Source organism: Cysteiniphilum sp. 19S12-1 (assembly GCF_052030685.1).
Lineage (GTDB): Bacteria > Pseudomonadota > Gammaproteobacteria > Francisellales > Francisellaceae > Caedibacter.
Genome location: NZ_JBQAJM010000026.1, coordinates 1 through 13,267, shown reverse-complemented (window position 1 = coordinate 13,267; position 13,267 = coordinate 1). Strand labels below are relative to the sequence as shown.

Genomic DNA, 13,267 nt, shown 5'->3' with positions numbered 1-13,267 from the left:
TTCCTAATCTGGTATTCCATAAGTGTGGTGCATTAGTGTGATAAAGTCAGGGTGGGTTTTTAATCCTAGATTACTAATTGCAGAAAGAATCTCATTGTGAATTTTATAAATTGCATTTTCATCATTCGTTAATAAGGCATAAAAACTTTTCCCATCAATTTGACGGATGTTCTGATTGGTAGGTCTATTTGTTTTAGATGTGTTGTCTGGCGGAGTAAACGGTTTATTATATGTTTCTGGTTTTTTAGGAATAATTTCAACGTAGTAAGCAGTATAATTTTTAAACTCTGGCTTTGTAAGCTGTTTTGATAGATCATCATAGATGTTAATTTTGTGATTACCTTTGGTTGTGTTAAATTTATTTTTTATTTCAGCGATGATTCTTTTATTATCAACAACAATATCTGTAACTTTTCCTACTTTTAATTTTCGAACACCAGTAATGTTACCTAAAATTTCCTCATGCATCGTTCCAATCATATTTTGTAAGGTTTTTTGTAGTTGCCTTGTTTTTTCATTAGCTACCCACTCATCATAGTCATAAGCTTGAAAACTAGATTCAATTAAGGATGAAAAAGGATCTATAACATTCTTGAAAATATCATGCTTATCTTTTTTATTCATATACTTAGAATAGATACTGCCGATAATTTTTTTTATGGCATTTATATCGTCAAAATAGTCCATTAAGTTTTTCCTGTTATTTAAATAAAAATATGCTTTATGTTATTAAAATAACATTTGGTTTGTAATTCCATTTTCGGTAGAATGCATTATTCTTGATAACCATGCATAAAGTTGAATAAGGTTTACTTTGAAAGAATACTATTCGCTTTCAGAAATTTCAGATATATTATCAGTATCAAAAGAAACGCTTCGACGTTGGGATAAATCTGGGAAACTTACATCCATACGCCATCCAATAAATAACTATCGAGTGTATCATCAATCACAGATTCTTCAATTTGAACAGGCCAAATTAATGCTGACTTCAAATTGGGATGCTGAAATGAGCATAAAGCCGCTTAATGAATATAGCTCAATAGAGATTTTTGCTGGCGCGGGGGGATTGGCTCTAGGGTTGGAAAAAGCTGGATTTAAACATGTTTTTTTGAATGAAATTGATAAAGATGCATGCGCTACTTTGAAACATAATCGCCCTCATTGGAATATTTGTCATGCGGATATATCGATAGTTAATTTTAATGAGTATAAGTATAAAATTGATTTACTATCTGGGGGCTTTCCGTGTCAAGCTTTTTCATATGCTGGAAAAAAACTTGGATTTGATGATATCAGAGGAACCTTGTTTTTTGAATTTGCTCGTGCAGCTAAAGAAATTCAGCCAAAAATTTTACTTGCGGAGAATGTAAGAGGGCTTTTAAGTCATGACAATGGCAATACGTTTAGAACAATCAAAGAGGTCTTTGATGAAATAGGATATGTATTTTTGGCAGAACCAAAAGTGTTAAAAGCCATATTTTTCCAAGTTCCCCAAAAAAGAGAACGATTGTTTTTCGTGGCAGTAAGAAAGGATTTGTTCTTTGATGAATTAAGCTTTGATTGGCCGTCGCCATATAAAAAAATACTCACACTGAAAGATGCTTTAAAAAAAGGGGATTTATATGATTGTGATGTTCCTGAGTCTATAGGGTCTGTATATCCAAAGCGGAAAAGAGAAATTCTAGATCATGTTCCACAAGGTGGGTATTGGCGCCATCTACCGGATGATTTGCAAAAAGAGTATATGCAGAAAAGCTATTTTTTGGGAGGTGGGAAAACAGGAATGGCTAGGAGGTTATCTTGGGAGGAGCCATCGTTAACTTTAACATGTGCTCCTGCGCAAAAGCAAACTGAACGATGTCACCCAGAGGAAACAAGACCTTTAACAATCAGAGAATATGCTAGAATACAAACTTTTCCAGATGACTGGAAATTTTGTGGCTCAATGTCGAGTCAATATAAGCAAATTGGTAATGCAGTTCCTGTTAATCTGTCTTATGCAATTGGACGTAGTATCGTGAGTTTACTCAACCAGCTACCATAGGATTCTTATTTTTCTGAGCGATGGCTTTTCCATAACACTTCATCATGCTGATCTAGCTGATTAAAAAAACGTGCCAACACAAATAAATAATCAGATAAGCGATTTAAAAAACTTAAAATAAGTGGGTTATACGCTTTTGCCTGATCTTGAGTCAAGGCAACATAGTGGCGTTCGGCTTTACGTGCTATGGTGCGCGCCTGATGGCTTAAAGCTGCACACTTCGATCCACCGGGTAAAATAAACTCTTTTAACGGTGGTAAGGTTTTATTCCATTGGTCAATCTGGGCTTCAAGCATCACAATGGCATGATCTGTTAGCTGACTAAATTGAGGGAAAGATAGCTCGCCACCAATATTAAATAAATGATGCTGGATATTTTGTAATTGTCTATTGATCTCAAAATTGTCTGAAAAAGCGACAATGACACCAATAGCAGCATTTAATTCATCAATCTGACCAATGGTTTCAATAATCGGCGCACATTTATCAATGCGAATATTGTCTGAAAGGGCAGTGGTGCCTTTGTCTCCGGTTTTGGTGTAAATTTTTGATAGCCTATAACCCATGAATAGTATCCTTAACGTTTATTAAACCCAATCACATAGACCTCACGTGAGCGAGCACGAGATGCATCTGGCTTACGAATAACGACTTTTTGAAAACGTTCTTGAACGGCTTTTAGAAAGGGGTCAAAGCCTTCACCTTGGAAAACTTTAGCTAAGAAATTGCCATGTGATTTTAGTGTATTATCGGCAAAATCAAGTGCCAATTCAACCAGATACATCGATCCGGCTTGATCAGTATTACGATTGCCACTCATATTTGGCGCCATATCAGAGATTACCCAATCAATGGATTCACCTTTAGTTAATTGCATTAAGGCTTCATAAGGCTCGTCTTCAGTAAAATCTCCTTGAATAAAGGTTACATCAGGCAAAGGATCCATCTGCAAAATATCTAGGGCAAATACCTTGCCTTTAGAACCAACGAAATCCGTTAAAACCTGTGACCAACCACCAGGAGCAGCACCTAAGTCAACAACGGTCATGCCTGATTTGAAGAGTTTATCTTTTTGCTGTAATTCCATGAGTTTGTAAGCTGCGCGTGATCTTAGACCACCTTTTTTAGATTGGCTAACATAATGATCATTATGATGTTCATCAAGCCAGCGCTTGCTACTTTTGCTATGTTTGTTTTTTGACATTAACAAATAAAGGTGTCGTGCTAATTAATGTCAACAGTATATCACCTAGGAAAATATACAGTAGCTTACTTTTTCACTTTTTCATTTTTTGATGTAGAAAAGAAGTAATGATGATTTCGTCTTGATTTTTAATCCAATAAGAAATTAAAAAAGGAAAGTCATACACAATATATTCCCTTAACTCGGGAATCTCACCTACCATACGTGAGGCATGTTGATTTAATGAAATATACTTTAAAGCACTTTCAATACTGTCCATGAAGCGCATAGCCACAACTTCATCAGCATATTTTAAATACCAATCAACATAGTCTTCAAAGTCGTTAAGTGCCTCAAGTGACCAGTTTATTTTTTGCATTTACTAAATACTCGTGAAACATCGTGTTCTGTGGCAATCTGAGCATTTTTTGCTTGTTGCAAGCCGAGTCTCATTTTCTCAACTTGCCAGTTTCGTAGCTCTTGCTGTCTACCAAGTTCTGCCCAATATAGAATTTGTTGCGGTACTGTGCGATAACCTTTTTCTGCAAAACCTTTCGTTTCATTAACAAATTCTTCAGGAAGTCTGACTGATATAAATCCCATGGTAATACTCCAAAGTTTGTCTCATGTGGAAAGGTTAGAGCAAATTATCGCAATTTGCAAATTTCCTCACATGGATTGTTTTAAATTTGTTAAAGAATTGCTTCTTGGATGAATTTATAATTGAGATAACGGTTGAGCAACATCGAAAATCAACGCAAAGTAAATAATAAAGACACTCAGAAGTACCATGCCATTAAAAACACTGGTGCGTCGTGAGGTAAAGGTAACCAAAGCAATTAAAAAGGTTAGTACCATGATGACAATCGATGTGCTATTTAATCCAAGAACTAATGGTTGACCAAGGACAAGGCTTATTACAAGTACTGACGGCACGGTAAGACAAATAGTAGCAACGGCAGAGCCCATGCATAGATTGATAGAGCGCTGTAGTTGGTTCTTGTATGCCGATTGAATGGCGCTCACACCCTCAGGGGTTAACACTAAAAGCGCAATAATAAAGCCGCCTAGTTTACTCGGAAGCCCCGCTTCTTGGATGCTAAACTCAAGAAAATTGGCTAAATTTTTGGATAGTGCAATCATCACGACAAGACCAAGTAGCAACATAATGACATGATAAAGTACTGAGCCCATTGGGCTGTGGTGTTCCTCATCAGCATCGTCTTCATGCCGATACTGAAAATAATCTTTATGTGTTACGGTTTGTTTAATCAAGAAAACAGCATAAAGGATCACGCAAACAATAATGACGACAATGGATTGACTTAAGTTAAAGGTGCCGGCATCAGTCGCAACCGTATAATTAGGAAGTATTAAGCAAACGGTTAATAAAAGAATAAGCAAGGAGATATAGATGTTTGCACCTTCGGTATTATACATTTGCGTGTTATGTTTAATGCCGCCTGTTAATAGACTAAGTCCAGCAAAACCATTAACAGCAATCATAATCACAGCAAACATCGTATCTCTGGCAAGCGTTGGGTCACCTTTGCCAATAAGCATCATCGTAATAATAAGTGCCACTTCAATTGAGATAACAGAAAGTGTTAGAATCAAGGTGCCATAAGGCTCACCAAATTTTTCTGCTAACCAATCAGCATGTTTGACTACATTAAAGGCGCAAACAAGCATCACTGCAAAGATAACAAAGGTTGTTGCTGCAGTTGCAAAATGACTTATGTTATATGGATTTAAGCCTGAAAAAACCATATTCAATAGAATAAAGAGGGTAATCGGTAAAATAACGCCATATTCGGTTTTAATAAAACTTATTGTTTTGTGCATTTTACCTCCTGCTTATTCAGTTATTTAAAATTTTAAATCAGTTTCTTGTATGATTACGCTTTTGGTGAACTAAAATTGAAGCCTATTGCTTAACGCAAAACGCAATAAATAGCAAAAATGTTAGCAATAATTCATCGGTGGATACCTTACAATCTTTAGTTGCTCACTTGCAAGTACTTTTTAGGAAGAAGCCGTTAGAAAGGAGGTTTCGCTCATAACCTAAAGCTTGTTTTTAAAACTGATCAGCCAAAGCCTGTTGCCAGTATTTTGCATATTGGATTGGTAAGTTAGTATCATCTAGTAAGCTACCTTTTTTAAGGTATTGATAGACTTCATCAAGTGATTGCACGGTTTTCTCATCAATGCGACGTATAACACGTGAGGCTGAAAGTTCACTTGGGTTTTTAAGTCCCATCGCACCAACCAGTTCAGTAAAACTCTTAACGGTTGCATCATGAAAGCGGTAAACGCGCTGCTTCTTATCATCAATATCGAGTGCTTTGTACAGTCGTGGGTTTTGTGTGGCAACGCCTGTTGGACAGGTGTTACGATTGCATTGTTTGGATTGAATGCATCCCAAGGATAACATCATAGCTCTGGCGCTATTGATTACATCAGCACCTAAAGCGATACGCTTGACCATGTCAAATCCTGTCGCAGTTTTACCGCTAGCAATAATACAAATATGCTCGCGAATGCCACAACCAACCAATGCGTTATGGACAAAAGCTAAAGCATCTTCAAGTGGCACACCAATATGATTGACGTATTCTTCAGGGGCGGCTCCTGTACCACCTTCAGCACCATCAATGGTAATAAAATCAGGGAAAATTTGTGTTTTTAACATGGCTTTGCAAATGGCGAAAAACTCGGTTTTACGACCTATGCACAGTTTAAAACCAATGGGCTTGCCACCTGAGAGCTCTCGCAGCTTTTGTACAAATTGACATAGCTCAACAGGTGTGGAAAAAGCAGTATGCGCAGGAGGGGATAAAACATCCTCACCCATCGGCACATCACGAATCTTAGCAATCTCAGGGGTGAGTTTCTCCTTAGGTAAAACACCGCCATGCGCTGGTTTTGCTCCTTGTGATAGTTTAATCTCAATCATTTTAATATCATCATACTGTGCTTGAATAGCAAATTTCTCTGCGTCAAAGTGTCCATCTTTGGTTCTAAAACCAAAATATCCTGTGCCAATCTGCAGACAAATATCACCCCCTTGGCGATGAAACTCTGTTAAGCCACCTTCACCTGTGTTATGACAGAACCCACCAAGCTTAGCACCTTTATTAAGTGCCATAATTGCATTTTTAGATAAAGCACCATAACTCATGGCCGAAATATTTAAGCGTGATGAGATATAAGGTTTTGTGCATTGATGATTGCCTATTTGAATTTTAGGGTTAACATCTTTTGGGTGAATCGGTGCTAGTGAATGCAGAACCCACTCATAACCTGGTTGATTAATATTCCGCTCGGTACCAAAGGGGAGCGTATCCTCAATGCCTTTAGCGCGCTGATAAACTAAAGAACGAGTTTGTCGATCAAATGGTCGTTCACTTTGATCTGTCGCAACAAAGTATTGTTGGATCTCAGGGCGAAAGAACTCCAAGATAAAGCGCATATGCCCAAGGATAGGGAAGTTGCGCAGTATAGTATGCTTTTTTTGTGTTACATCATAAATGGCAACAATAATAAGCGCAATGATCACTATACTCATCGTAATCTCACTGTGCAACAAAGCTAAAAAAGCAAGAATAATGAGTAAGACAATCCCAAATCCAATATACCATTTTCTACGTTCTGAAATGTGAAACATAAATATTCCTTAATGTTTAGTCCTATGTTCATATGGAATAATAGTGAGAAATATGAGAAATTCAATTTAAAACAACCATCGCCATCATTTGTAACATAACTGTAACAATTGATATTTATGCTGAGCAACGACTTAATTAAGTAGGAAGGATAGGTTTTGAGGCAAAGTGGGGATAAAAACTTTTTGAAGTTATTAATAGCTCTGGCATCGCTAACACTGATTATTTTCGTGTTGCTATTAATGAGTCTTATTGTATTTAGTTGGCCAAGCATTCGCCAGTATGGCATTTCTTTTTTGTGGAGTGATGCATGGAATCCTGTGACTGAGCAATTTGGTGCCTATTCAGTCATCATTGGTACGCTGGTTACATCCATTTTGGCGCTTGTAATTGCTGTGCCGTTTAGCTTAGGTGTTGCACTTTTAATCGATGAGTTATTGCCCAGACGTATAGGCAGAGTTTTTGCGCGATTGATTGAGTTAATGGCAGGGATACCCAGTATCGTTTATGGTATTTGGGGGCTTTTTGTGCTTTTGCCGTGGGTGAAATCATTGCAATTAAAATTAATGCCTTTATCACTATCATGGCAGGCTAAGTTTTCGGCTCTTGCTGAAAGTGGCTCATTTTGGGCGCATTTTGAACCATTGGTAATGTTCTTTATCAAAAGCTTACCAACGGGAAGTAGTATCTTTGCTGCGAGTATTATCTTAGCCATTATGGTGATTCCTTTAATTTCATCGGTAATGCGTGATGTGATCAGTGCGATTCCGCAAGTGACGAAAGAAGCAGCATTTGGTATTGGTGCGACTAAGTGGGAAGTGACCAAAAATGTTATCTTCCCTTATGCGTTACCGGGCATGATGGGTGCGATTATTTTAGGTTTTGGTCGCGCATTAGGCGAGACAATGGCGGTGACCTTTGTGATTGGTAATGTCCATAGCTTGCAAGGTTTGTTTATGCCAAGTGCAACTATCTCATCAGCCATTGCCAATGAGTTTAATGAGGCATTAGGCACATTGTATCCCGCAGCATTAGTTGAAACAGGATTGATATTATTCTTAATCACTTTGGTGGTTTTACTGATATCACGTTGGATTTTAAAGCGTTACAAAGTAGGGGTGGCATAATGAGTATGATTGGACAAGTAGCACTTAAGCGCCGTATTAAATCAAATATTTTTGTTTCACTGTGTTGGCTAAGTGCGATTATTAGTATCTTTTTCTTATGCAGTATTTTATATGAGTTGGTGATGCGGGGTATGCCTAGCTTTAGTACGTATCTTTTTACACATGACACCAGAGAGCTTGGACTTAGAAATGCGATAGTTGGCTCACTGATGTTAACGATTGGTGCCATCGTGATCGCGACACCGATTTCGATTTTAACGGCGACATTCTTTGTCGAGTTTCGACAATTTAGACGCACGATTAAAGTCTTACGCTTTATCAATGACATGATGTTAAGCACGCCATCAGTCATTGTTGGTTTGTTTATCTATACGCTTATTGTTGTTAATACCAGTTTTTCAGGCTATGCCGGAATCATTGCTCTCGCAGTTATTGCGATGCCGATGATTACGCGTGCTGCGGAGGATGTTTTATATCTTGTATCGCCAATGCTCAAGGAATCAGCTATTGCACTAGGTGTGCCAAAGTGGCGTGTGATTGTGATGATTGGCTTTCGCTCAGCAAAGACAGGGCTCATTACTGCGGTGGTACTAGCTACCGCAAGAGTGATGGGCGAAAGCGCACCATTATTATTTACCTCAGCAAAAAACAGCTTTTTAAGTTTCAATATGGGGCAAGCGATTGAGAGCTTACCGGTGATGATTTTTGAAAATGCGATGCAACCATATCCTGAGTTTCAGCAAGTGGCTTGGACAGCAGCACTTATCGTTACCGCATTAGTATTGGTAATGAATCTAACGGCTCGTTGGATTGCAAAAGATAAATAACTGGTAATAAAGTAAAGAATAAGAGATGATCATGCAACAATCGACAGATTTTAAAAACTTAGAAAACACAAAAAGTATAGAAAATAAAGCACAGGCGCAAACTGATGATAGTCAACTTGAGCCACAAGGGAGGGTGTTAAATTTGCTAAATCAGCAGTACTTATCAGTAAAAAATCTGAACTTTTATTATGGTGACAGCAAGACATTGCATGATATTAACGCAAGCTTCGCGCAAAATAAAATTACCGCACTAATCGGTCCGTCTGGATCTGGAAAATCAACTTTGCTTAGAACGTTAAATCGCATCTATGAGCTATATCCTAAGCAAAAAGCCACAGGGCAGATTTTGTTACAAGGGCAAAATGTCTTAGAAAAAAACATTGATTTGAATCAACTGCGCAAAGAAATTGGCATGGTCTTTCAAAAGCCAACGCCTTTTCCGATGAGTATTTTTGATAATATTGCCTTTGCTATTAAGTTGCATGAGAAGTTACCCAAGGCTGAATTGCAACTGCGCGTTGAAGAGGCATTAAAACAAGCCGCTTTATGGGATGAGGTTAAAGATAAGCTGCAACAGCAAGGTACACGCCTCTCAGGTGGACAACAGCAGCGATTGTGTATTGCGCGTACACTGGCGGTAAAACCTAAAATTTTATTATTAGATGAGCCAACATCAGCGCTTGATCCTATTTCCACAAAGAAAATAGAAGGGTTGCTCACAGAGTTAAAGACTCAATATACAATTGTAATGGTGACGCATAATTTAAAACAAGCTGAGCGCTTATCAGACAGTACGATGTTTATGATTAATGGCGAGCTTGTCGAGTATGCCCCAACTAATGTATTCTTTAATGCACCTAAGGATCCACGAACGGTTGATTATATTCATAATGAATAACGGTTTAAACTTAAAACATAAGGATAAATGAATGAAACGATCAAAATTTAAGAAAACTATATTGATTGGTGCTTTAGCAAGTAGTGCTATGGCTGTACTGGCATTATCAGGATGCAGTGAAAAAGCGCATGAAAGTGATGGCAAGGCGGCGTCAAGCCAATCAGTTATTATGGGCTCAGGTTCAAGTTTTATCTATCCTGCAATGTCACGCTGGGCAAATGAATATTATAATCAAACAGGTGTTAAAATTAATTATCAGCCAATTGGCTCAGGTGGCGGGCAACGTCAGATTTTTGCAGGGACTGTTAACTTTGCAGCATCAGATCAACCATTAAGCAATACTGAGCTTAGCAAGTACAATTTATTACAATTTCCTGCAATCGTTGGCGGTATTGTGCCGGTGATTAATGTGCAAGGTATTAAAACGAATGAGCTTGTCTTAAGCGGTAAAGTATTAGCGGATATTTATTTGGGTAAGATCCAATATTGGGATGATCCAGCGATTATTGCGTTAAATCCAAAGCTTAAGTTACCACACAATGCGATTATTACGGTACATCGTGCCGATGGCTCAGGTACAACCTATAACTTTACGCAATATTTAGCATCGGTTAATCCTATATGGCAACAGCAAGTCGGTGTTGATACCTCAGTGCAGTGGCCGGTAGGTATTGGTGCTAAAGGCAATCAGGGAGTGGCAGCACAAGTACAACAAGTCAGTGATAGTATTGGCTATGTTGAATATGCCTATGCCAAAACTGCGAATATTCCAACGGTTAAACTAATCAATCAAAGTGGTCAAACGGTGACTGCGGATTTAAATAGTTTTGCAAGTGCTGCAAAATATGCGTCATGGCAAGCGAAGAATAACTACAATTTATTATTGGTTAATCAGCCAGGAAATGATAGTTGGCCAATTGTTGCCACGACATTTGTTTTGTTACCTGAGAAAGCAAAGCAAGGCATCAATCAAGATATTAAGCAATTCTTTACTTTTGCCTATTCTGCGCAAGGTGACAAGATCGCTCAGAAACTTGATTATGTTGGTATTCCACAAAATGTGGTTGCAGGCATTAAAGTTTATTGGGATAAGGGGTAGATAATATAGTACTCCCTATGTTTTAAATCTCATATTGAGTTATATTTTGTTGAGTAAAAGCTTTATTTCAATTTATTTATATCAACCATTTCCCAATCGTGGGGCTTGAAATTCATAAATAAACTAAAATCATCATAGTATATTATTTAAATCTAATGTAGTATATGCTAATGTTATTGGGTGTACAATTTGTCCGAAGGATTATAGCATGAGTGATTTAATCGTGATGCGTGAGAATGCACAAAAAGCTGCCAAATTGTTAAAAGCTATTTCACATGAGTCAAGATTAATGATTCTGTGTCTTTTAACAAAAGGTGAGCTTTCTGTTGGTGAGCTTGCAGAATATTCAAATCTAAGTCAATCTGCATTTTCACAACATTTATCTGTACTACGCAAACAGAAACTTGTTACCACAAGAAAAGAAGCGCAAACGGTTTATTATCAGCTTGAAGACCAAAATGTAAAAAAAATTATAAGCACACTTTACGAGATTTACTGTAAATAAAAAATAAATAAAAAATTTCGCCAAAATATTAGGGTTTGCTAATTTAGAATAACCTACAAAGCAAGGAGAAAATAATGAGTTACTGCCAAACTATCTCAATCGATGAATACAATGAGCTTTGTCAGAATCAATGCGTCAAGTTAATTGATATCAGAGCACCAGAGGAGTATGAAAAAGAGCACATAAAAGGCGCCATTAACAAAACGCTAAACGAGTTAAATTCGCATGTTTTTTCAGAAGATGAGATTATTGTGTTTCATTGCCAGTCTGGTCATAGAACGCGTCAAGCAGAAGGCTTTTTTTCAAAACTTCCTATCAAAAAAGTATATATTCTAAAAGGAGGAATGAGTGCATGGAAAAAAGCAAACTTACAAACGGTTATTAATGCTAAAGCTCCCTTTCCTATTATGCGTCAGGTGCAAATTATTGTTGGTTTTATGGTTGTACTAGGTATTGTTCTGTCCTATATCATTTCACCATGGTTCAATATCTTGAGCGCTTTTTTTGGTGCGGGATTATTATTTGCAGGACTATCTGGTACTTGCGCGCTTGCAAATTTATTAATGTTTCTACCGTTTAACAAAACAAAAAACAAGGAATAATGATCATGATTTTAAAACAGTTATTCGATTTTGATACTTATACGTATACCTATTTACTTGCATCAGGTATTGGGCGCGAGGGCGTTATCATCGATCCAGTGAAAGGTCATGAGCATGAGTACGAAAGACTGATTAATGAATTAGATTTGAAATTAATTGCTGCTATTGATACTCATGTGCATGCTGATCATATTACCGCAATTGGAACGCTTCGTGAGCGGTTAACCTGTCAAAGCATAATGGGTGAGCAATCAAAAGCTGATTGCGTGTCGATTAAAATTAAAGAAGATGAGACCGTTAATTTTGATGGACTTAAACTCAAAGCCATATACACACCAGGGCACACCGATGACTCTTATAGTTTTGTTTTAGATGGCTTTGTTTTTACAGGGGACACCCTCCTTATTCGTGGAACAGGGCGAACTGACTTTCAAAATGGCGATGCTTATGCACAATATGACAGCATTAAAAACAAATTATTGAGTTTGGATGAGCACACAATCGTTTATCCAGGTCACGACTATAGCGGTCGCACTTCAAGCAGTATTTATGAGGAAAAACGTTTCAATCCAAGATTACAGGTTAGTAGTGCCTCTGAGTATGCCGATTTAATGGCAAATTTAAATCTACCCAATCCAAAGTATATGGATATTGCTGTCCCTGCAAATCTCAGATGCGGATTGGATAAATGATCCTTAAACGTTTATTGGGATAAGGGTTAGATAAAGATTTTGGTAGTTACCAGTTTATAATATTGTCGACATCAAGTAGACTAATCCGCTTTAACCCATATACGAAAAATGGATGACGGGTATTTAAGTGATGAGCATTTTCAAAAGAAAATATTGTGCTGTTATTATGTTATTTAGTGTTGTGATATTATTTGCTGCGGCATTATCTGGTTGTGGTAGGCAGAGTGAAACTCAACCTCAAGATCTAACGAAAGCGGATATATGTAGTTTATGCGGTATGGTGATACTTAACTATTCAGGACCGCATGTGCAAATTGTTTGGAAAGATGGTAAGCACACCTTCTATTGTGATTTATTTGAAGCAATGTCTATTATCTTGAACAAACCAGATAGAGAGCGTATGGCAGCTATTTATGTACAAAACTTTGATGATAAAGCGTGGGCTAGTTACGATGATGAGTGGATGCTTGTAAAAGACCTTTATTTTGTCATTGATAGTAAACAGCGCAGTGCGATGGGTATCAGTTATGTTCCATTTAAATCACTTAATAACTGAAGTTACGCACTTTTGATGTTTGAATTTAAGAAATACGACCACAGATTATGAGTGAAATAAATAAAA

Annotated in this window: 16 protein-coding genes; 9 read left to right on the top strand and 7 right to left on the bottom strand. The window is 37.4% G+C overall.

Annotated features, from left to right (window positions below; translation table 11 throughout):
* Positions 1-3: 3 nt before the first annotated feature.
* Positions 4-687 carry an Eco47II family restriction endonuclease gene (locus tag ACTS4L_RS08850; protein ID WP_440617366.1) on the bottom strand — a complete coding sequence of 228 codons (684 nt, stop codon included), beginning with the start codon at positions 685-687 and terminating at the stop codon, positions 4-6.
* Positions 688-814: 127 nt separating this feature from the next.
* Here ACTS4L_RS08850 and dcm point away from each other — a divergent pair, with 127 nt between their 5' ends.
* Positions 815-2,047: a DNA (cytosine-5-)-methyltransferase gene (gene dcm, locus ACTS4L_RS08845; RefSeq protein WP_440617364.1), complete on the top strand. Its 1,233-nt coding sequence runs from the start codon at positions 815-817 to the stop codon at positions 2,045-2,047.
* Positions 2,048-2,052: 5 nt separating this feature from the next.
* Here dcm and ACTS4L_RS08840 read toward each other — a convergent pair whose 3' ends face one another.
* The 6 genes from ACTS4L_RS08840 to ACTS4L_RS08815 form a co-directional block, all read right to left on the bottom strand.
* Positions 2,053-2,613, bottom strand: a complete 561-nt coding sequence (locus ACTS4L_RS08840) for a cob(I)yrinic acid a,c-diamide adenosyltransferase (protein WP_440617363.1) — start codon at positions 2,611-2,613, stop codon at positions 2,053-2,055.
* Between the two features lie 11 nt (positions 2,614-2,624).
* Entirely contained in the window at positions 2,625-3,251 is a 627-nt protein-coding gene (gene rlmE / locus ACTS4L_RS08835; RefSeq protein WP_440617361.1) for a 23S rRNA (uridine(2552)-2'-O)-methyltransferase RlmE, read from the bottom strand.
* Positions 3,252-3,324: 73 nt separating this feature from the next.
* Positions 3,325-3,609, bottom strand: a complete 285-nt coding sequence (locus tag ACTS4L_RS08830) for a type II toxin-antitoxin system RelE/ParE family toxin (protein WP_440617359.1) — start codon at positions 3,607-3,609, stop codon at positions 3,325-3,327.
* Positions 3,597-3,833, bottom strand: a complete 237-nt coding sequence (locus ACTS4L_RS08825) for a hypothetical protein (RefSeq protein ID WP_440617358.1) — start codon at positions 3,831-3,833, stop codon at positions 3,597-3,599. The genes ACTS4L_RS08830 and ACTS4L_RS08825 overlap by 13 nt, the downstream gene beginning before the upstream one ends.
* Before the next feature lie 114 nt (positions 3,834-3,947).
* Positions 3,948-5,075, bottom strand: a complete 1,128-nt coding sequence (locus ACTS4L_RS08820) for a calcium:proton antiporter (protein ID WP_440617356.1) — start codon at positions 5,073-5,075, stop codon at positions 3,948-3,950.
* A gap of 232 nt (positions 5,076-5,307) precedes the next feature.
* Positions 5,308-6,897, bottom strand: coding sequence for an FMN-binding glutamate synthase family protein (locus ACTS4L_RS08815; RefSeq protein WP_440617355.1), 1,590 nt, complete (start codon positions 6,895-6,897; stop codon positions 5,308-5,310).
* 183 nt (positions 6,898-7,080) lie between these two features.
* On the opposite strand from ACTS4L_RS08815, the gene pstC reads away from it, so the two are divergent.
* The 8 genes from pstC to ACTS4L_RS08775 all read left to right on the top strand — a co-directional run bounded on the left by pstC (position 7,081) and on the right by ACTS4L_RS08775 (position 13,201).
* Complete coding sequence (gene pstC, locus ACTS4L_RS08810) at positions 7,081-8,022, top strand: phosphate ABC transporter permease subunit PstC (protein WP_440617354.1); 942 nt, start codon at positions 7,081-7,083, stop codon at positions 8,020-8,022.
* Positions 8,022-8,849 (top strand): phosphate ABC transporter permease PstA, encoded by an 828-nt coding sequence (pstA, locus tag ACTS4L_RS08805; protein WP_440617352.1) that lies wholly within the window; start codon positions 8,022-8,024, stop codon positions 8,847-8,849. The genes pstC and pstA overlap by 1 nt, the downstream gene beginning before the upstream one ends.
* A gap of 31 nt (positions 8,850-8,880) precedes the next feature.
* Positions 8,881-9,747, top strand: coding sequence for a phosphate ABC transporter ATP-binding protein PstB (gene pstB / locus ACTS4L_RS08800; RefSeq protein ID WP_440617351.1), 867 nt, complete (start codon positions 8,881-8,883; stop codon positions 9,745-9,747).
* Positions 9,748-9,778: 31 nt separating this feature from the next.
* On the top strand, positions 9,779-10,846 hold the full coding sequence (pstS, locus tag ACTS4L_RS08795) for a phosphate ABC transporter substrate-binding protein PstS (RefSeq protein ID WP_440617349.1): 1,068 nt from the start codon (positions 9,779-9,781) through the stop codon (positions 10,844-10,846).
* Between the two features lie 208 nt (positions 10,847-11,054).
* Positions 11,055-11,351, top strand: coding sequence for an ArsR/SmtB family transcription factor (locus tag ACTS4L_RS08790; protein ID WP_440617348.1), 297 nt, complete (start codon positions 11,055-11,057; stop codon positions 11,349-11,351).
* Positions 11,352-11,425: 74 nt separating this feature from the next.
* On the top strand, positions 11,426-11,953 hold the full coding sequence (locus tag ACTS4L_RS08785; protein ID WP_440617347.1) for a rhodanese-like domain-containing protein: 528 nt from the start codon (positions 11,426-11,428) through the stop codon (positions 11,951-11,953).
* A gap of 5 nt (positions 11,954-11,958) precedes the next feature.
* The gene (locus ACTS4L_RS08780; RefSeq protein ID WP_440617346.1) at positions 11,959-12,645 is read left to right on the top strand and encodes an MBL fold metallo-hydrolase; all 687 of its coding nucleotides are present in this window, start codon (positions 11,959-11,961) and stop codon (positions 12,643-12,645) included.
* 166 nt (positions 12,646-12,811) lie between these two features.
* Positions 12,812-13,201: a nitrous oxide reductase accessory protein NosL gene (locus ACTS4L_RS08775; protein ID WP_440651948.1), complete on the top strand. Its 390-nt coding sequence runs from the start codon at positions 12,812-12,814 to the stop codon at positions 13,199-13,201.
* The last annotated feature ends 66 nt before the right edge of the window (positions 13,202-13,267 follow it).